Annotated in this window: 22 protein-coding genes; 14 read left to right on the forward strand and 8 right to left on the reverse strand. The window is 62.1% G+C overall.

Annotated features, from left to right (window positions below):
- Nucleotides 1-4: 4 nt before the first annotated feature.
- The gene (locus AB7813_RS24355; protein WP_439057133.1) at nt 5-1,105 is read left to right on the forward strand and encodes a glycosyltransferase family 4 protein; all 1,101 of its coding nucleotides are present in this window, start codon (nt 5-7) and stop codon (nt 1,103-1,105) included.
- Here AB7813_RS24355 and AB7813_RS24360 read toward each other — a convergent pair.
- Nucleotides 1,102-2,028, reverse strand: a complete 927-nt coding sequence (locus AB7813_RS24360; RefSeq protein WP_439057134.1) for a LysR substrate-binding domain-containing protein — start codon at nt 2,026-2,028, stop codon at nt 1,102-1,104. The two genes, AB7813_RS24355 and AB7813_RS24360, sit on opposite strands and share 4 nt — an antisense overlap.
- A 107-nt stretch (nt 2,029-2,135) precedes the next feature.
- Between AB7813_RS24360 and AB7813_RS24365 the strand changes: the two genes are divergently transcribed.
- The gene (locus tag AB7813_RS24365) at nt 2,136-2,834 is read left to right on the forward strand and encodes a pirin family protein (protein WP_120288381.1); all 699 of its coding nucleotides are present in this window, start codon (nt 2,136-2,138) and stop codon (nt 2,832-2,834) included.
- Between the two features lie 66 nt (nt 2,835-2,900).
- A complete protein-coding gene (gene wrbA, locus AB7813_RS24370; RefSeq protein ID WP_441228597.1) occupies nt 2,901-3,500 on the forward strand; it encodes an NAD(P)H:quinone oxidoreductase in 600 nt (199 codons plus the stop codon).
- A 13-nt stretch (nt 3,501-3,513) separates the two neighbouring features.
- Here wrbA and AB7813_RS24375 read toward each other — a convergent pair whose 3' ends face one another.
- On the reverse strand, nt 3,514-3,732 hold the full coding sequence (locus AB7813_RS24375) for a hypothetical protein (RefSeq protein WP_309947695.1): 219 nt from the start codon (nt 3,730-3,732) through the stop codon (nt 3,514-3,516).
- Between the two features lie 59 nt (nt 3,733-3,791).
- On the opposite strand from AB7813_RS24375, the gene AB7813_RS24380 reads away from it, so the two are divergent.
- Together AB7813_RS24380 and AB7813_RS24385 are read left to right on the forward strand one after the other, a co-directional pair.
- On the forward strand, nt 3,792-4,166 hold the full coding sequence (locus AB7813_RS24380) for a winged helix-turn-helix domain-containing protein (RefSeq protein ID WP_120288382.1): 375 nt from the start codon (nt 3,792-3,794) through the stop codon (nt 4,164-4,166).
- Between the two features lie 149 nt (nt 4,167-4,315).
- Entirely contained in the window at nt 4,316-4,882 is a 567-nt protein-coding gene (locus AB7813_RS24385) for a DUF2478 domain-containing protein (RefSeq protein WP_441228598.1), read from the forward strand.
- 21 nt (nt 4,883-4,903) lie between these two features.
- Here AB7813_RS24385 and AB7813_RS24390 read toward each other — a convergent pair whose 3' ends face one another.
- The 3 genes from AB7813_RS24390 to AB7813_RS24400 all read right to left on the reverse strand — a co-directional run bounded on the left by AB7813_RS24390 (nt 4,904) and on the right by AB7813_RS24400 (nt 8,618).
- Nucleotides 4,904-5,566, reverse strand: a complete 663-nt coding sequence (locus tag AB7813_RS24390) for a sulfite oxidase-like oxidoreductase (RefSeq protein WP_089262482.1) — start codon at nt 5,564-5,566, stop codon at nt 4,904-4,906.
- A gap of 30 nt (nt 5,567-5,596) precedes the next feature.
- Nucleotides 5,597-6,832 (reverse strand): MFS transporter, encoded by a 1,236-nt coding sequence (locus AB7813_RS24395; protein ID WP_093760053.1) that lies wholly within the window; start codon nt 6,830-6,832, stop codon nt 5,597-5,599.
- A 361-nt stretch (nt 6,833-7,193) separates the two neighbouring features.
- Nucleotides 7,194-8,618, reverse strand: coding sequence for an amidase (locus AB7813_RS24400; RefSeq protein WP_184513414.1), 1,425 nt, complete (start codon nt 8,616-8,618; stop codon nt 7,194-7,196).
- 132 nt (nt 8,619-8,750) lie between these two features.
- Here AB7813_RS24400 and AB7813_RS24405 point away from each other — a divergent pair, with 132 nt between their 5' ends.
- Nucleotides 8,751-9,596, forward strand: coding sequence for an alpha/beta hydrolase (locus AB7813_RS24405; protein WP_120288386.1), 846 nt, complete (start codon nt 8,751-8,753; stop codon nt 9,594-9,596).
- 69 nt (nt 9,597-9,665) lie between these two features.
- Here the strand turns inward: AB7813_RS24405 and AB7813_RS24410 are convergent, their stop codons facing one another.
- Entirely contained in the window at nt 9,666-10,421 is a 756-nt protein-coding gene (locus AB7813_RS24410; RefSeq protein ID WP_120289105.1) for an SDR family oxidoreductase, read from the reverse strand.
- A 133-nt stretch (nt 10,422-10,554) separates the two neighbouring features.
- On the opposite strand from AB7813_RS24410, the gene AB7813_RS24415 reads away from it, so the two are divergent.
- Complete coding sequence (locus tag AB7813_RS24415; RefSeq protein ID WP_120288387.1) at nt 10,555-11,445, forward strand: AraC family transcriptional regulator; 891 nt, start codon at nt 10,555-10,557, stop codon at nt 11,443-11,445.
- Between the two features lie 43 nt (nt 11,446-11,488).
- Here the strand turns inward: AB7813_RS24415 and AB7813_RS24420 are convergent, their stop codons facing one another.
- Nucleotides 11,489-11,920 (reverse strand): winged helix-turn-helix transcriptional regulator, encoded by a 432-nt coding sequence (locus AB7813_RS24420; protein WP_441228599.1) that lies wholly within the window; start codon nt 11,918-11,920, stop codon nt 11,489-11,491.
- Between the two features lie 156 nt (nt 11,921-12,076).
- On the opposite strand from AB7813_RS24420, the gene AB7813_RS24425 reads away from it, so the two are divergent.
- On the forward strand, nt 12,077-12,952 hold the full coding sequence (locus AB7813_RS24425) for an alpha/beta fold hydrolase (protein WP_120288388.1): 876 nt from the start codon (nt 12,077-12,079) through the stop codon (nt 12,950-12,952).
- Nucleotides 12,953-12,972: 20 nt separating this feature from the next.
- Entirely contained in the window at nt 12,973-13,974 is a 1,002-nt protein-coding gene (locus AB7813_RS24430; protein WP_309947681.1) for an NADP-dependent oxidoreductase, read from the forward strand.
- A 9-nt stretch (nt 13,975-13,983) separates the two neighbouring features.
- On the opposite strand, the gene AB7813_RS24435 is transcribed toward AB7813_RS24430, so the two are convergent.
- Complete coding sequence (locus AB7813_RS24435; protein WP_089262468.1) at nt 13,984-14,994, reverse strand: polyprenyl synthetase family protein; 1,011 nt, start codon at nt 14,992-14,994, stop codon at nt 13,984-13,986.
- 236 nt (nt 14,995-15,230) lie between these two features.
- Here AB7813_RS24435 and AB7813_RS24440 point away from each other — a divergent pair, with 236 nt between their 5' ends.
- From AB7813_RS24440 to AB7813_RS24460, 5 genes are all read left to right on the forward strand, one after another.
- Nucleotides 15,231-15,458: a putative signal transducing protein gene (locus AB7813_RS24440; protein WP_116661319.1), complete on the forward strand. Its 228-nt coding sequence runs from the start codon at nt 15,231-15,233 to the stop codon at nt 15,456-15,458.
- 4 nt (nt 15,459-15,462) lie between these two features.
- On the forward strand, nt 15,463-16,239 hold the full coding sequence (locus tag AB7813_RS24445; protein ID WP_441228600.1) for a tRNA1(Val) (adenine(37)-N6)-methyltransferase: 777 nt from the start codon (nt 15,463-15,465) through the stop codon (nt 16,237-16,239).
- Nucleotides 16,240-16,473: 234 nt separating this feature from the next.
- Entirely contained in the window at nt 16,474-17,358 is an 885-nt protein-coding gene (locus AB7813_RS24450; RefSeq protein ID WP_441228601.1) for a S49 family peptidase, read from the forward strand.
- 108 nt (nt 17,359-17,466) lie between these two features.
- Nucleotides 17,467-17,658, forward strand: a complete 192-nt coding sequence (locus AB7813_RS24455; protein ID WP_089262464.1) for a hypothetical protein — start codon at nt 17,467-17,469, stop codon at nt 17,656-17,658.
- A 406-nt stretch (nt 17,659-18,064) separates the two neighbouring features.
- Nucleotides 18,065-19,006, forward strand: coding sequence for a glycine--tRNA ligase subunit alpha (locus AB7813_RS24460; protein ID WP_439073231.1), 942 nt, complete (start codon nt 18,065-18,067; stop codon nt 19,004-19,006).
- The last annotated feature ends 30 nt before the right edge of the window (nt 19,007-19,036 follow it).

Consider the following 19,036-nt stretch of genomic DNA (forward strand, 5'->3'; position numbering starts at 1 on the left):
CAAAGTGGGTTGTGTGCTTCAATTGATTTCGTCGCTGACCGTGGGCGGGTCCGAGCGACTGCTGATCAATTTCGCTGCCAGTTGCACGCCGGGAGAGGACATTCCGCAGGTTTTCGTCGTGATTAACGACTTTTTCCATCCCGATCTTGCTGCCGAGCTCTCCGCGACAGGTCATCCGGTCTACTTCCTCAAGCGTCCACCCGGGAACCGCAATCCACGTGTCATTCTAAGTTTACTCAACATCATCCGCCGTCACGATATTCGTATCATCCATGCGCATGACAGCGGCGCCAAGCACTTCGCCATGTTGAGTAAACTGTATCGTCCGATGAGCGTCGGCTACACGATTCACAATACCGGCCTCGTCAACGCGTGGGACCGCGTAAAGCTTCGGCTGCATCAGCGGTTCGTCGATTGGAACATCGCGATCTCTGCTGCGGTCGAGCGTGAATGTGAATCTGTCAAACTGAAGCGCCTGTTCAAGGTGCATAACGGCATACCGCTCGCGACATTCGATAGAGTGGCGCGGCAACGTCGCCTCGGACCGGCTCTGCGTCTGATCAATGTCGCCCGCATCTATCCCAAGCAGAAGGGCCAGGACATCCTGATCAAGGCGGTCAGCCTCTGCGCCGCGCGTGGGCTCGACATTCGCTGCGATTTCGTCGGCAGCCCACCGGAGGGCGACGAGTCGACCCTCCTGAGTTTGAAGGCGCAGGCGATCGCCGAGAATGTCGCCGATCGTGTTCGCTTCCTGTGCGGGCGTACCGATGTGCGCCGTCCGCTGGACGAGGCCGATATCTTCGTCCTGCCATCGCGTTTCGAAGGTTTCGGACTGGTGTTGCTCGAAGCCATGGCGGTCGGCCTGCCTGTCATCGCCGCGGATGTCGATGGCCCGGCCGAACTGCTGGTGGACGGCTCGAACGGTATCAAATTCAAGGTCGGATCCGCCGAGGATCTCGCCGACAAGATCGCGGCGCTTGCGGCGCAGCCTGAGCTTGCCGCGAAGATCGCAAGGACGGCGAAGGATTTCGTCACCGAATTCGATATCGCCAATATGCGCGACCAGTATTTCGGCATCTACGGGCAGATGATGAAGGTGAGCTAGCCTGATGTCTTGCGCGCGCGCTTGCCGGTGGCAGCGAGTTTGTCAGCAAGAAATTCCAGCAGCACTTCGACACGGGCAGGGCGGGGACCGCCCGGTGGCGTGACGAGGTAGACACCGCTCGACGATTGCGACCAGTCCTGCAACACGGCCTCCAGCGCGCCGCTCGCCAATGCATCGCCGACGATGAAATCCGGCAGATCGCTGATCCCCAATCCCGCGATCAGCGCAGGCAGCAGCGCCTCGCCATTGTTGACGCGGAGCGGTCCGGCCGGCCGAACGCTGGCCTGTTCGCCGGCTACATTGGTGAAGTGCCAGACGCCGGGGGTCGAGAGATAGGTGTAGCCAAAGCATTTGTGGTCGGCGAGGTGCATGGGGTGCGTCGGCCGGCCGTATTTTGCGAAATAGGACGGCGCTGCCACGATGTGGCGCTTCACCGGGCAGAGCCGCCGCGCGATCAGCGATGAGTCCGGCAGCGTGGCGATGCGGATTGCAGCATCGAAACCTTCGCCGATCAGATCGACGGTGGCGTCGCTGAGGCTGAGGTCGATGGAGACTTCCGGATATTTGGCGAGGAACTCCGGCAGCAGATGCGCCACCGTATTGGTGCCGTAGGTCATCGGCACGGCCAGCCGTACCAGCCCGCGCGGCGTCGCCGACTGCGCCAGCGCCTCGTTCTCGAGCGCTTCGCCGTCCGCCAGCAATTGCGCAGCCTTCACCGCCAGCGTCCGGCCTGCATCGGTCAGCGCCAGCCGCCGCGAGGTCCGGTTGAACAGCCTGGCACCGAGGCGGTCCTCCAGCCGGCTCACCGCCTTGGAGACGGTGGCCTTGGACAGGGTCAGCTCGGTTGCCGCCGCCGCAAAGGACCGCAGTTCGACCACCTTGGCGAAAATCGCCAGCGCCTCGAAGTCGGGAAGTTTTGACATCTCAAAATCCGAAACGATGAGTTTCAATCATTTCTATTTATGCGCCATCTGAGAGGCCATATCCAGATGCCCAGGATGCAAATGCATCAAACGACGGAGATTTCGTCATGATCGACCTCAGACCTTTCGACAAACTCGGCGGCGCCGACCACGGCTGGCTCAAGGCTAAGCACCATTTCTCGTTCGGCAGCCACTACGACCCCGAGAATATGGGCCACGGCAGCTTGCGCGTCTGGAACGACGACGAGATCGCGCCGAACACCGGTTTCCCGGCTCATCCGCATTCCAACATGGAAATCATCACCTATGTCCGCGAAGGCGCGATCACGCATCAGGACAGTCTGGGCAACACGGGTCGCACCGAGGCTGGCGACGTCCAGGTGATGAGTGCGGGCTCAGGCATCCGGCACTCCGAATACAATCTGGAGGCATCGACCACGCGGATCTTCCAGATCTGGATCGAGCCCACACAAACGGGCGGCCAGCCTTGCTGGGGCGCCAAGCCGTTCCCGAAGGCCGATCGCTCCGGCCAGTTCGTCACCATTGCCAGTGGCTTCAAGGACGACGCTGGGGCACTGCCTATCCGGGCTGACGCCCGCGTGCTGGCAACGACGCTGAAGGCCGGTGAGACCGCGCAATATCCGCTGGGTAGCTCGCGCAACGGCTACCTCGTGCCGGCGGCTGGCGCGATTGAGATCAACGGCATTCGCGTCAACGCCCGCGACGGCGTCGCCATCCGTGATGAAGCAAACGTCACGATCAAGGCGCTGGAAGATTCCGAACTCGTTCTGGTGGACGCCGCCTGACGCAAGTCAAAGGCGCCCACCAATCATCAACCCGACCTATTCATCCCAATCCAACGGAGACTGACCATGACCAAAGTACTCGTTCTGTATTATTCCGCTTACGGCCATATCGAAGCGATGGCCAATGCCGTCGCCGAAGGTGCCCGCGAAGCCGGTGCCACTGTCGATATCAAGCGCGTGCCTGAACTGGTGCCTGCCGAGGTCGCCAAGGCGTCCTACTACAAGATGGACCAGGCTGCCCCGATCGCGACCATCGACGATCTCGCCAATTACGACGCCATCATCGTCGGCACCGGCACCCGCTTCGGCCGCATGTCCTCGCAGATGGCCAACTTCCTCGATCAGGCCGGTGGCCTGTGGATGAAGGGCGCGCTGCATGGCAAGGTCGGCGGTGCCTTCACCGCGACCGCGACCCAGCATGGCGGCCAGGAGACCACGCTGTTCTCCATCATCACCAACCTGCTGCATTTCGGCATGACCATCGTCGGCCTCAATTACGGCTTCCAGGGCCAGATGAAGCTCGATGAAGTCACCGGCGGTTCGCCTTACGGCGCGACCACCCTGACCAGTGGCGACGGCAGCCGCCAGCCTTCGGCCAACGAGCTGGCCGGTGCCCGCTATCAGGGCAAGGCGATCGCCGAGACCGCGAAGAAACTTCACGGTTAAGCTGCGTGGCTAACTAAAAAGAGATGGCTGACAAGAGAAAGGCGGCGTTCTGATTGCAGAGCGCCGCCTTATCTATGCTGGAACAAACGGATTCGATTTCATCATGCTCGACGTGTATTTCATCTATCAGCTGGCCCGGCGGCCGCTGCACGCGATGGCCCGGAAATGGCTTTGTCGCGGCATCGCGCATGTGACCAGGGGCGAAGTCGTTTGCCCCGAATGCCGCCAACACTGAAACGTTCCTCGATTGTTGGACTGGCAACGTTGCGTCTGGGGACGTAGACTTCGGCTATGTCGAAGCCAGCCAGCCCGCCCGCGCCAGCCCTCAGTATCCGCATCGACCTCGATCCCGAGGGACGGATCGGACCGGGCAAGATTCAGCTTCTCGAACATATTCATGCCACCGGTTCGATTTCGGCCGCTGGCCGCGCCATGGCGATGTCCTACAAGCGCGCCTGGGATCTGGTGGATGAACTGAACCGGATCTGCGGGCAGCCTGCCGTCGAGCGCCAGACTGGCGGCAAGAATGGGGGCGGAGCTCTCCTCACGCCATTCGGCCTTACGCTCATCAAGCGCTATCGCGGCATCGAAAACGCTGCGGCCACCGCCGCGCGCAAGGAGCTGCTGGCGCTGAAGGGCGACATCGGCAAGAAGCGCAGGTTCTAACCGGTCCAGCCGGCGGTATCACCGTTGTATCCGGATAAATATATCGTGACGGTCACCCCGATCGCGCTTTCGAATGGCTCTTTTCTGGAATAGGATTGATCCATCCTTGGTCGCTCGTGGCGCGCCGTGGTCTAAACTGGAACTTCGCAATGTTCGACGCCCAATGCGATCTGGCTGCGCTTGTCTATGACAAGGATCAGGATCCCGACGCAGTGTTGCACACCTTCGCGGCGGATTTGAGCAAGCAGGGCATTCGCGCCGTCGGATTGGTGCAACTCGGGCATCGCGAATTCGACGTGCCGAAGCTGACTGCGGTCATGCTGCACACCGGTGCGCACGTGCGCTTGTTTCAGGATCTCGGTCCCGGCGCCAAGGGCTGCAAGCTCGATGTCGGACAATTGCTCGATGCCGGCACGCAGGTCGCCGACGCCATCGACGAGGGCGCCGATCTGGTCATCATCAACCGGTTCGGCAAGCAGGAGCGCGAGGGCAAGGGGCTCGCTTATCTGATCGAGCGCGCGCTCTCTAGCGATATCCCCGTGGTGATCGCCGTGCCGTCGCATCGCTTCGCCGAATGGATCGCATTTGCCGATGGCATGAGCGTGAAGCTGCATTGCGATCGCGAGTCGCTCGACGGCTGGTGGGCGAAAGTCTCTTGTCGCACCGAGGGACTTATACGTCAGGACCATCGCAGCGTTTGCGAAGTGGTGAAATAGAATTCCATCAACGCGCAGTCGTCAATCGTCCGAATACCGTTGCTCCTGCCACGGATCGCCGCGGTTGTGATAACCGCGGACTTCCCAATAGCCGGGCTTGTCGTCGCCGACGAACTGGATGCGCTGCAGCCACTTGGCGCTCTTCCAGAAATACAGATGCGGCACGATCACGCGCACGGGGCCGCCATGGTCGCGCTCGATCGGGGAGCCCTGCCACGAATGTGCCAGCAGTGCGTCTTCGGCAGCGAAGTCTTCCAATGACAGGTTGGTGGTGTAGCCGTCATGGGATTCCAGCACCACGAAGCGTGCCTCGGGCTTCGGCTGGCAGGCGTCGAGCAGCGCGCGGGTCGAAAGACCCTCCCACTGGTTGTCGTAACGCGACCAGGTGGTGACGCAGTGGATGTCCGAGATGAAGGTCGATTGCGGCTGCGCGCTGAACTGGCCGAAATCCCAGAACAGCGGCGTCTCGACGGCGCCGTAGACATCGAGGCGCCAGCGCTCGCGAGGGATGTTTGGCGTGATGCCCAGATCCAGTACCGGCCAATCCTGGGTCAGGTGCTGGCCGGGCGGGAGCCGCTGGTCGTCCGGGCGCGCAATCTTGCCGGTGAGAAACCGGCCTTCGCGCGCCCAGCGCTGTTTGGTCTGCGTCAGCTTGGATTCCGGCGGGGTGTGATCCTCGGTCATGGCTGACGCTCCTTGGCTAGACGTTGACCATCACTCGTGACGGTGCATCGCCGACTTGTGCTTGGTGTCGCGCATGGTGGCGTAAATCAGCAGCGACAGGAAGATCATGCCCGACAGGTAATAGTAGAACCACTGTTCATGACCGATCTGCTTGAAGTACAGCGCGATCGCCGGCGCCGTTCCGCCGAAGATTGACACCGTCAGCGCATAGGGCACGCCGACGCCCAGCGCACGGATATTGGTCGGGAACAGTTCGGCCTTCACCACCGCATTGATCGAGGTATAGCCGGCGACGAACACCCAGGCGCCGCAGATCAGCAGGAACGCTGTGAATGGCGACTTGGTGGTTTGCAGCGTGGTGAGGATCGGAACAGTCGCCAGCGTGCCGGCAACGCCGAAGAAGATCAGCAGCGGCTTGCGGCCGATGCGGTCGGAGATCGCGCCATAGATCGGCTGCAGCAGGCAGGCGAATATCAGCGTGCCGAAGATCACCGTGGTGGTCTGGTCCGCAGTGAGGCCGACCGAGAGCTTGACGAAGGTCTGCATGTAGGTGGTGAAGGTATAGAACGCTGCGGTGCCGCCGGCGGTGAGGCCGACAACCAGCAGCAATTCGCGCGGATAGGCCATCAGCGCGCGCAGCGAACCCATTGGCTTGGCCTGCTTCTTCGCTTCAACGAACTGGTCAGTCTCGTGCATGTCGCGACGCATCACGGCGGTGAAGACCGCAAGGCCTGCGCCGATCACGAACGGAATGCGCCAGCCCCAGTCCTTTAGCTCCTGCTCGGTGAGGAATACCTTCTGCAGCAGCAGGAGAACGATGATCGCGGTCAGCTGGCCGCCGATCAGGGTGACGTACTGGAAGCTCGAATAGAAACCGCGATGCTTGGGATCGGCAACTTCCGAGAGATAGGTGGCGCTGGCGCCGTATTCGCCGCCGAGGCTGAGGCCTTCAATGATGCGGGCGAGCGCAAGCAGGATCGGTGCCGCGATGCCGATGGTGGCATAGGTCGGCGTGCAGGCGATGATCAGCGAGCCGAAGCACATGCACAGGACCGAGATCGTCAGCGATATACGACGGCCATAGGTGTCGGCGAGATAGCCGAACAGCCAGCCGCCGAGTGGCCGCATCAGGAAGGTGGCGGCAAACAGCACGGCCGCATTGAGCTGCTGAACGACGGGGTCGGAGTTCGGGAAGAAGGCCGGCGCGAAATACAGGGCGAAGGCGGTGTAGGCGTAGAAGTCATACCATTCGACGAGATTGCCCATTGAGCCGATGAAGATCGCCTTGATGCGTTTCTTGGCGTCGTCGAAATGGAGTTTGCCGTCCGCCGGCGGTGCGAATGAATCTGCCACGTAGAACCCTCGTATTCCGTGAAATGAAATGTCCCGTTGCCACGCTCGGCACGAAAAGCCAATGCCGCGGAATGCATTGCTGCTGGCAGGATCGTTCTGTCAGGCGATGCGTGCATCCCGCCTGCGGCCACGCATGACTAGCCGCGATGTGCGACAATGTGGCTTAGACAAAAGTCTATGAAGGGTAGCGGTACTCCGGGCGGCGCTGCCCCAAGGCATCGTCCTCGCCGGCACAAGGCCAGCCAGGACGAGCGAGTATGAGGGCGGAGTTCCGTTACTTCGCCGGGCGCGGATCGATCGGCGTGGAGTCGCGCAGGCCCAGAATGTCTTCCAGCACGCGCGCGCCGGCGAGCAGCGAGGCTTCGCCGCGCGGCGGGCCGACGACCTGCAGACCGACCGGCAGACCCTTTGAGGTGAAGCCACAGGGCATCGACAGCGCCGGGCAGCAGGTCAGCGTGATCGCATAGACGATGCCCAGCCACTGCACGTAGTTATCGAATTTGGTGCCGTTGCATTCGGCGAGATAGCGCTGCTCGATCGGGAACGGCGGCGTGATGGTCGCGGGGCACAGCAGCAGGTCGTATGTCTGGAAGAACTCGTAGGCACGTGCCGCCAGCGTGACACGCTGCGCTTCCGCCTTCGCCAAGTCATCGACCGTGAGCTTCAGGCCCTGCTCGATGTTCCAGATCACTTCCGGCTTCAGCTGATCGCGCTTGTCGCGGAGCAGCTGGAGCTTCGAGATCGCGAAGTCATAGGCGCGCAGCACATGGAAGCATTCGTGGGCTTCGCGCAGATCGGGATGTGCTTCCTCGACGATGACGCCGGCGTCGGCGAATGCCATCGCTGCCTTGCGGGTGATGGCGACCACTTCAGGGTCTACGGGGGTGATGCCGAGATCCGGCGAATAGGCGATCCGCTTCGGCTTGGTGCCTGCGCGCACGGCGGAGCGGAACGAGGTCGGCAGTTTCGGCAGCGAGATCAGATCGGCAGGATGCTCGCCGCTCATGGCGTCGAGCATCAATGCGAGGTCTTCCACGGTGCGGGCCATCGGGCCCTGCACGCTCACCATCCGGGCGAGCGCCACGGCGGGCGTGGACGCAACGCGGCCGACGCTCGGACGCAGGCCGACGATGCCGCAGAAGCTGGCGGGGTTGCGCAGCGAACCGCCCATGTCGGAGCCATGGGCAATCCACGCCGTGCCGCTGGCAAGTGCTGCCGCGGCGCCGCCGGACGAGCCGGCGGCCGACTTCGACAGGTCCCACGGATTCAGCGTCGCACCGAACACTTCGTTGAACGTATTGGCGCCCGCGCCGAATTCAGGCGTGTTGGATTTCGCATAGATCACGCCGCCGTTTTCTTCGAGGCGTTCGACCAGCACGTTGGACTTGGTCGGCACCACGTCCTTGTAGATCGGCGAGCCCTGTGTGGTGCGCACGCCGGCGACGGCGGTGAGATCCTTGATCGGCACCGGCAGGCCGGCAAGGATGCCGCGTTCGCCGAGCGGCTTCTTCATCAATTCCTTCGCGTGATCGCGGGCGCGATCGAAACACAGGATCGGCAGCGCGTTGACCTGGCCATCGACTTCCTTGATGCGCGCTTCCAGCGCGTCCAGCAGGTCGAGCGGCGTTACCGTCCCGGCATTGAGTTGATCGACCACGGCGCAGGCCGTTGCTTTGATGAGATCTTGCTGAGAGGCCACGCACGTCTCCAATTTCGGATGCAGAGCAATTCGTATGCTTGGGATGTCGATCCCGACGTAGCCGTGTAGACCATTTTCTGGATAAATGGGACTCGCAGGCAGTGTCGCCTCACACAATGCAGGGATGCAACCATGAGTAAGCCTTTCGGCGATTCCAACTGGCGCGCGATGACGCGCGAGCAGCTCGATGCCGGTCTGAACAACTCGACTGCCGTTGCGGGCAGCGCCGACATCGCCGCCGGATGGGGCCAGCGCTCTGACGCGATGAAGGCGAAGTATCCCGCGCATCTCGACGTCGCCTATGGCCCGCGCGAGCGCAACAGGTTCGATTTCATCAAGGCCGCCGACGGCGGGCCGACACTGCTGCTGATCCATGGTGGCTACTGGCAGATGCGCTCGAAGGATTTTTTCACCTGCTTCGCTGCAGGTCCCATCGCCCACGGTATCAACGTCGCTGCAATTGGTTACACACTCGCGCCGGATGCGACGCTGGAGGAGATCGTGGCCGAGATGCATGCCGGCGTCGATGCGCTGGTTGAGAAGCTTCCCTCGCTCGGCGGCGATCCGAACCGCATCGTGGTGTCCGGCTGGTCCGCCGGTGGTCATCTCACCTCGACGACGCTGTCGCATCCGAAGGTGAAGGGCGGCGTCGCCATTTCGGGCATCTACGATCTCGAGCCGATCCGCGCGTCCTATTTGAATGAAAAGCTGAAGCTGGACGAGGCGATGTCGAAGCGGCAGTCGCCGCTGCTGCAGGATGGCGGCCCGAACAAGCCGCTCGCGCTGGTGGTTGGCGGCGGCGAATTGCCGATCCTGCGCCAGCAGACGGCGGACCTTGCCGTGCACCGGGCAAAGTACGGTTTGCCGGTGAGCTATGAGGAGATCCCGGGCGCTGATCACTTCTCGATCATGAAAGAGCTGGAATCGCCGACGGGGCGGATCACGACGCTGATCAAGGAATTGGTCGCGCGGATTTAGAATCAGACCAGCAATTTGAGTATGTGAGACGTATCCCGGCGCCGCTCGTCAGCGCCGGGATTGTTTTGTCTACAGCCCCTGTCCGCCCGACACCTCGATCCGCTGCGCGTTCACCCAGCGATTGTCCTCCGACAGCAGGTTCGCGATCATCGGTCCGATATCGTCGGGCAGGCCGACGCGGCCAAGGGCGGTCATGCCGGCGATCGTCTTGTTGATGTCTGGATTGTCACGCACGGCACCGCCGCCGAAATCGGTTTCGATTGCGCCGGGCGCGACCGTGTTCACGGTGATCCGGCGGCTGCCCAGTTCCTTCGCCATATACATGGTCATCACCTCGACGGCGCCTTTCATGGCGGCATAAGCGGCGTAGCCCGGGAGGCACATGCGGGTCAGTCCGGACGACAGGTTCACGATGCGACCGCCGTCTGCCATCAGTGGCAGCAGTGCCTGCGTGAGAAAGAACACGCCCTTGAAATGGACGTTCACCAGCCCGTCGAACTGCGCCTCGGTAGTGTCGGAGATCAGTGCATAATCGCCGTGTCCGGCATTGTTCACGAGATGGTCGAACGTCTCGCGCGACCAGGTTTCGCGCAGCGCTGTTCGCAGACGGCCAGCAAATTTGGCGAGGCCGGCAATCTTGCCGGTGTCGAGTTGCAGCGCCACCGCCTTGCGGCCCATGTGCTGGATTTCAGAGACGACAGCCTGTGCGTCTTCGCTGCGGCTTTGATAGGTGAGGACGACATCGCCGCCGTGACGGGCGATGTTGAGAGCGGTATTGCGGCCGAGACCGCGGCTGGCGCCGGTAATGAGGGTAATCTTGGTCATGGTCAGCTCCTGTGGTGTGACCATTCCGATATCGCCCCGACGAACCAGGGCTAGTTGCCCGAAGCTCGACGTTCCTTGCCTAATCCTCCAAAATCATGTGCTGGCGCATTTACGATGATGTAGGCTGAGCCTCATGACCACGCTTCTCAATGCCGTTCGCCGTTACACAGAGACCCATGCTGATAGTGCCGGCATCGCGACTACGCCGATCCTTGGCCTTGCTGCCGTGCGCGCAACCACACCCAGCGACATTATCCACGCGATCTTCCAGCCGCTGATCTGCCTCGTCGTGCAGGGCACCAAGCATGTCACCATGGGCACGGAGAGTTTTGTCTTCGCCGCCGGGGATTCGCTGATCATCACGGCCGATGTTCCGATCGTCAGTCAAATCACGCGGGCGAGCATTGCCGCGCCCTATCTCTCGCTGGTGTTCGAACTTGATCTGGCCGTGATCGCCGAACTGGTTGTTGAGATGAAAGCGGAGCCAAGCGCTGATCTCGCGCGTGTCCGGGTCGAGCCCACCGATGCCGAAGTTGCGGACGCGGCGTTGCGGCTGATGCGCTTGCTCGATCGTCCGGCGTCATTGCCGGTGCTGCGCGCGCAGCTGGTGCGGGAGATGCATTACTGGCTGCTGGCTGGTCGCCACGGGCCGGCGATCCGACGGCTTGGCTGGCCGGATAGTCACGCACAACGTGTCGCGCGCGCGGTCGCGGTGTTGCGCGCCGATTTCGCGCGGCCGGTGCTGGTCGAGCGTCTTGCAGATGTTGCGGGCATGAGCCCGTCATCATTCCACCAGCATTTCCGCAGCGTGACGTCGCTCTCGCCGCTGCAATTTCAGAAGCAGTTGCGTCTGATCGAGGCGCGGCGGCTGATGCTGTGGGAGGGCGCGACCGCGAGCAGCGCGGCCTTCGCCGTCGGTTATGAGAGCGTGCCGCAATTCACCCGGGAATATGGCCGCATGTTCGGCGCGCCGCCGGTACGCGACATCGAGGCTGCGCGTGACAAGGCACGCTCCGTGGCGTGATCGCCAGCGCATTGCCGGCCATGGCGCCGGAATGCCGCGCGGCTCATTCGATTGCGGTGACGCGAATGGGACGTGTTCCGACCGGAGCGCCGGTCTCGCGGTCGATGGTAACGGGATCGATCTCCGTTCCGGCCTCTGCGTCGAAGAACCGGGTGACGTCGCCCCCGCCGCGATGCTTGCGTCCCCACGCACCGATCGCAAATAGCACCGGCAGAAAGTCGCGGCCGGCTTCCGTCAGCACATATTCGTCCCGTGGCGGACGCTCGGAATAGCGACGTTTCTCCAGCAGCCCTTCGTCGGTCAGGGCTGAAAGACGCCCCGTTAGCATCGTTGGCGCGATACCGAGGCCTTTGCGGAAATCATCGAAGCGGGTCAGCCCCGCATGGGCGTCGCGCATGATCAGCATGCTCCATGCGTCCCCCACTACCGCAAGGCTTCGGGCAATCAGGCATGGCTGGTCCGAAAGATTCTTCATGTCGGTATCTTTTTAGTAGTGACTTACTATTAATTCGATAGTAACACCGTCTCCAAGGATGTTCCACGATAAAATGAAGGCAGAAGCGATGAGTACAGGAGAGCGCAGCCGTGTCGGGTTGGTGACAGCACAGGTGCTGCGGCAATGGAGCAAACAATGACGAGTGCTCCTGGCAACGTTGGATCTGGTGCGCGCTACGTTGAGGCGCCCAATCTCTCCATCAACGTCGGAGGAACTGCCTTTGCCTATCGAGATCTAGGCCCCCGGGGCGGCGTGCCGCTCATTCTCCTCAATCATTGGGGAGCAGTGCTGGACAATTTCGACCCGCGGATCGTTGACGGCCTCGCCAGCAAACACCGCGTGATCGCGACCAACTATCGCGGCATCGGCGCGTCGGGCGGAACAGCACCTGTGACTATCGACGAAATGGCGCGCGACGCGATTGCCCTGATCCGGGCGCTGGGTTTCGAGAAGGTCGATCTGCTCGGCTTTTCCCTCGGCGGATTTGTGGCGCAGGATGTTGCGCTTAAAGCTCCCGGTCTTGTGCGAAAGCTCATCCTGACTGGCACCGGTCCTGCGGGCGGCAAAGGTATCGATAAGGTCGGAGCGGTGTCCTGGCCGCTCATGATCAAGGGTCTGCTGACGCTACACGACCCGAAATTGTATCTGTTTTTCACATCTACGGCCAATGGTCGCCAGGCCGCGAAGGCCTTTCTGAAGCGGTTGAAGGAACGCAAGGCGGACAGGGACAAGGGCCCGACTCCTGGCGCCTTCCTGCGGCAACTCAAGGCAATCAAAGCCTGGGGCCGACAGGCGCCTCAGGATCTCGGCCGTATCAAGATCCCCGTCCTGATCGCGAATGGCGACAACGATATCATGGTCCCGACTGTGAACAGCACCGACTTGGCCGAACGCATCCCCGGAGCGCAACTGGTGATCTACGAAGACGCCGGGCATGGCGGGATATTCCAGTACCACGCTGATTTCGTGCCGAAGGCTCTTTCCTTCCTGAGCGATTGGCGCCGCTGCTAACTTGAGATTGGAGAAAGCCCATGAAGGCATTCGTCGTTGATAAGTACAAAAAGAAGGGCGCTCTGCGCCTGGCCAACGTGCCCGAACCGGAAGTGCAGGACACTGATGTTCTGGTCCGGGTTCACGCCACAGCTGTGAACCTGCTGGATTCCAAGCTCCGGGATGGAGAGTTCAAGCTTATTCTTCCCTATCGTCCGCCTTTTATCCTGGGTCACGACGTCGCCGGAACGGTTGTCAGGACAGGATCCAGGGCCAGCCGGTTCAAGGTGGGCGACGAAGTCTATGCGCGGCCGCGCGATCATCGGGTCGGTACATTCGCCGAATTCATCGCCATCAATGAAGCTGACGTGGCGCTGAAGCCGAAAAATCTCAGCATGACGGAAGCGGCATCCATCCCGCTGGTGGGGCTAACGGCGTGGCAGGCGCTGGTCGAAGTGGGCAAGGTGAAGCCCGGCCAGAAGGTCTTCATTCAGGCCGGCTCCGGTGGTGTCGGGACTTTTGCAATCCAGCTCGCCAAGCATCTCGGCGCTACAGTTGCGACGACAACCAGTGTAAAGAATGCCGAACTGGTCAAAAGTCTCGGGGCGGATGTGGTCATCGACTACAAGACGCAGGACTTCGAGAAGGTCCTGTCGGGCTACGATCTTGTGCTGAATAGTCAGGATCCAAAGACGCTCGATAAATCTCTGGGTGTGCTCAAGCCGGGCGGCCAGCTCATTTCCATTTCCGGTCCGCCCGATCCGGCTTTCGCCAAGGAAGCCGGTCTGAACCTGTTCCTGAAACTGATCATGCGTCTGCTGAGCCGTGGCGTGAGGAAAAAAGCCGAGCGCCTCGGCCTACGCTATTCATTCCTGTTCATGCGCGCGCAGGGGCAGCAGTTGAGCGAGATTACGTCCCTGATCGAAGCCGGCGTGATCCGGCCGGTCGTCGATAAGGTGTTCCCGTTCGAGAACACCGGGGATGCGCTGGCCTATGTCGAGACCGGCCGCGCGAAGGGCAAGGTGGTCATCGCGGTGCAGTGAGGTCTGGCCTTAGTGCGTCCGTGCCAGACAGAACGCCACGACCTGCTCCAGTGCAGTCTTCATCGGCGACGACGGAAACAGCGCCAGTGCATCGACCGCCATGGCGCCGTAATGCTGGGCGCGGTTGATCGTGTCTTCCAGTGCGCGGTGCTTGGTCATCAGGCCGATCGCGTGATCGAGGTCGCCTTCGCCGATCTCGCCGCGCTCCAGCGCCTTGATCCAGAATTCGCGCTCGGCGTCGTTGCCGCGGCGGAAGGCGAGCACCACGGGCAGGGTGATCTTGCCCTCGCGGAAATCGTCGCCAACATTCTTGCCGAGCTTGGCGGCCTTGCCGCCGTAGTCGAGCACGTCGTCGATCAGCTGGAAGGCGATGCCGAGATTCATGCCGACCGAACGGCACGCGGTCTGCTCGGCCTTCGGGCGGTTCGCGATCACCGGGCCAACTTCGCAGGCGGCGGCAAACAGTTCGGCCGTCTTGCCGCGGATGACCGCGAGATATTCGTCTTCGGTGGTGGCGGTGTTCTTGGCGGCGGCGAGCTGCATCACTTCGCCCTCCGCAATGGTGGCGGCAGCCGAGGATAGAATATCGAGCGCGCGCAGTGAGCCGACTTCGACCATCATGCGGAAGGCCTGGCCGAGCAGGAAGTCACCGACGAGAACGCTGGCCTCGTTACCCCACAGCATACGCGCGGACAGCTTGCCACGGCGCAGTTCGCTCTGGTCGACCACGTCGTCATGCAACAGCGTCGCGGTGTGCATGAATTCGACGGACGCCGCGAGCTTGATATGGCCGTCGCCGGTGTAGCCGGTGAGGTTGGCCATCGCGAGCGTCAGCATCGGGCGCAGCCGCTTGCCGCCCGAGGAGATCAGGTGGTTGGCGACCTCGGGGATCATGGTGACTTCCGAGCCGGTCCGCGACAGGATCGTCGCATTGACGCGCTCCATGTCAGGGGCGACAAGGCTGACCAACTGGTCGATCGACGCTGTCGCGTGACTCTCGAAGGGAACAATCACCGCCACGCTGGGCTCTCCGAATTACAAGGGCGCTTCGTCGGGCCATGAAAAAGGCAGGCACTGGCAGCGCTTATATTCAAATAGGGCGAATTCACGTTGAAAACAGGTGTCCCCATCTGCTGAATTGCCGTCGACCGATATCGGGCCGCACAATAGAAACTGCGCAGCGGCGCGGCAAGGGCATCGGAACCTTGACTTCCCCATAGATACACACCCGGTTACTGGCAGGGAGTGACCTCCAATTGCGCGAAATCATGCGGACGAACGATGTGGTGCTGGTCTCGGCGGTGGGCGCGCTGCTCGACGGCGCGAATATCCACCATCTGGTGCTGGACCAGAATATGAGCGTGATCGAAGGATCGCTGGGCATCATTCCGCGCCGGATCCTGGTGCATGAAGACGATGACCTGCAGGCGCGCCGTGTGCTGACGGATGCCGGGCTGGCCCACGAGCTGCGGGTGCAGGATTAAGCCTATGGCTGACGCGATCGTGACCACGGAGGACGGCTTCCTGGGTGGCCAGTTGCGGCTGCGGCAGCCGAAATCCGGTCATCGCGCCGGCCATGACGCGATCCTGCTGGCTGCTGCAACCTCGGCGCAAGCCGGACACAAGGTCGTCGATTTCGGATCGGGCGTGGGGACGGCCGGTCTGGCGCTGGCGCGGCGTGTCCCCGGCCTGTCCCTGACGCTGGTCGAGATCGATCCGCAACTGGCTGAACTGGCGAGGGAAAATGCTGCAGCGAATGGTATTGCTGCGGATGTCGTGACGCTCGATATTGCCGCAAGCGCGGAGCTGTTCGCTGCCGCAGGCCTGCCGCAAGACAGCGCCGACGCGGTACTGATGAATCCGCCCTTCAACGATCCCGCGCGCCATCGCGCCTCGCCGAACAAATCGCGCGAGATCGCCCATGTCGCGACGGAGGACACGCTGCAGACATGGATTCACGCGGCGCGCCGCGTGCTGAAATCCGGCGGCGTGCTGACATTGATCTGGCGAGCGGACGGATTGGCCGATGTGCTGGCGGCGCTGGGTCGCGGCTTCGGGAGTGTCGCAATCATGCCGGTGCATGGCGATGCGGAGGCGCCGGCGATCAGGGTGTTGGTGCGTGCTGTGAAGGGTGGCCGCGCGCCTGCGGCAATTGAGCCCGGCATCTCGCTGCGGGATGCGGATGGCGCGCCTGATCTCCATATCCAGCGCGTGCTGGCCGGGCAGGCGGTTCTGCCATGGTCGTCGCTTCGGGCATCGCTCTAGGCGATGCCGCAGTCAGCGTATTGTTTATTGAGGAGCTGTTTCGGAACGTTTCTGCGGCGCCGACGTGAAGTGGACCGCCGTGAGCAGCGTACCGATGATCAGCATGAGCAGATAGATTTTCATGTCTTCTCCCGCTGCGGCGTAAAGGCCTGTTATGGTTTTCAAACGCTGAAAGCGTCTCTCGGTTCAATGACAGCAGCGTGATAAAAGTTGGTTAATGTCGAGGAAATTTGAATGAGCGAATCCAATTTAAAAGCGGCGATCACAAGGCTGCTGCCTGCGCGTTTCCGTCGCGCAACTGCAGTCGTGCCGGTGGTGCGTCTGTCCGGCACGATCGGCGCCGTCACGCCGCTGCGGCCGGGATTGTCGCTCGCAGGCGTCGCGAGGCTGCTGGACAAGGCATTTGCGACGAAGAATGCCAAGGCTGTTGCGCTGGTGATCAATTCACCGGGCGGCTCGCCGGTGCAGTCGCGGCAGATCTATCTGCGCATCCGCCAGCTCGCGGCGGAGAAGAAACTACCGGTGTTCGTGTTCGTCGAGGACGTCGCCGCATCCGGCGGTTACATGATCGCCTGCGCCGGCGATGAAATCTTTGTCGATCCGTCATCGATCGTCGGCTCGATCGGTGTGGTCGGCGGCACCTTCGGTTTTCAGGAATTGATCAAGAAGATCGGCGTTGAGCGCCGCCTCTATACGGCGGGTGAGCACAAGGCGATGCTCGATCCGTTCCTGCCGGAAGATGCCGATGATGTGGCGCGGCTGAAATCGCTTCAGCGCGAAATCCACGCCATCTTCATCAATCTCGTGAAGGAGAGCCGCGGTGCCCGGCTGAAGGGCGCCGAGGATGTGTTGTTCTCCGGCGAATACTGGGCCGGCGAAAAATCCATCGCGCTCGGCCTCAGCGATGCCATTGGCGATCTGCGCTCGGTGCTGCGCGCGCGCTATGGCGACAAGGTGCAGATGCCGGTGATCGCGCAGCCATCCGGCATGTTGTCGGGTCTGCTCGGCCGCAAATCGGGCGCGGGCTCGCAGCTCTCGCTCGACGGATTTTCGGGATTACCGGAGCAGCTGATCTCGGCGCTGGAGACTCGCGCGCTGTGGTCCAAATACGGCTTTTAGCAGGACGGTATTGCGCGGCATTTGGTGGCTTAAAAGCTAATTGCAGGAATCCGGCACTTGCGCGAGACTATTGGCAGGGGGCTTGAGATGAACGACAGGAATCGACACATGCCGCCGCTGGTCGCACTTGCAGGCGCGCTTGGGAGCGCAGCCGTTGTCCGCTGGGCCTATAGAACCGCCAAGCGGATCAATCATGAACTGGAAGAAGCCCGCCAGGCGCGGGTGGCTGAACGCAGCGGGACCACGGAAGTCCCGACCCTGCGCCGCGATCCCGTCACGGGCGCGTATCGGCCGGGCTAGCCGCCGTAAATTGGGCCCCAAAACATTTGCGCCGGCCTGAGGACGGGGCACGTCCTTGAGACCGGCGACAAAGTTGGGCTTTCAGGCTTGGAGGTCCTTCGGCCCTGGAGATTTGGACAACTTAAGACTTGGAGGTCTCCGGTCCGTGCAACCGTCGTTGCCGGACCGTTCAATGGGGCAAGTCCCGACGACCGGGTTCGTTCCCACCGATGCCATTCAGGATAGTGCGCGGGACTTAACGACTGCCCCTGCTGATCAGGCGATGTGCCGGCGCGGTTACCCGTCGGTTACCGCCAAATCGGGCCACATTGCCTTGATTCCGCAAGGCCGCGCCGATACGGTCCGCGCGCTTTGATCCGCCTTGATCCCCTTGGCGAATCCCCGGAAAAACGGCCCAGAAACCACCATGGACTCCCTGCCTCCGCACATGCGCCCGGAACGTTCGTTCCAGGGCTTCATTCTCGCTCTGCAGCGGTTTTGGGCCGAGCAGGGCTGCGTGATCCTGCAGCCCTACGACATGGAAATGGGCGCCGGTACGTTCCATCCCGCGACGACCTTGCGCGCGCTGGGGCCGAAGCCCTGGAAGGCCGCCTATGTGCAGCCGTCGCGCCGGCCGAAGGACGGCCGTTACGGCGAGAATCCGAACCGGCTGCAGCATTATTACCAGTTCCAGGTGATCATGAAGCCGTCGCCGGCGAACCTGCAGGATCTCTATCTGCAATCGCTGAAGGCCATCGGCATCGACACCGCGCTGCATGACGTGCGCTTCGTCGAGGACGACTGGGAAAGCCCGACTTTGGGCGCCTGGGGCCTTGGCTGGGAATGCTGGTGCGACGGCATGGAAGTCAGCCAGTTCACCTACTTCCAGCAGGTCGCGGGCGTCGAATGCGCGCCGGTGGCGGGCGAACTCACTTACGGTCTCGAACGTCTTGCGATGTATGTGCAGGGCGTCGACCGCGTTTACGATCTCAACTTCAATGGCCGCGACGGCGCCGACAAGGTGACCTATGGCGACGTCTTCCTGCAGGCCGAGCAGGAATATTCGCGGCACAATTTCGAACATGCCGATACCGCGATGCTGTTCGAGCAGTTCAAGATGGCCGAGGCCGCCTGCAAGAAATATCTCGACGCCGGCTGGAAGAGCGACAAGCGCGAAGAACATCTGATGGCGCTGCCGGCCTATGACCAGTGCATCAAGGCCAGCCATGTCTTCAATCTGCTCGATGCGCGCGGCGTGATCTCGGTCACCGAACGCCAGAGCTACATCATGCGCGTCCGCGAACTCGCCAAGGCCTGCGGCGAAGCGTGGGTGCATACCGAAGCCGGTTCTTCTTTACCCTCCCCTTGAGGGGGAGGGTCGCCCGCATCTTGCGGGCGG

The organism is Tardiphaga sp. 20_F10_N6_6, from assembly GCF_052076045.1.
GTDB lineage: Bacteria > Pseudomonadota > Alphaproteobacteria > Rhizobiales > Xanthobacteraceae > Tardiphaga > Tardiphaga robiniae.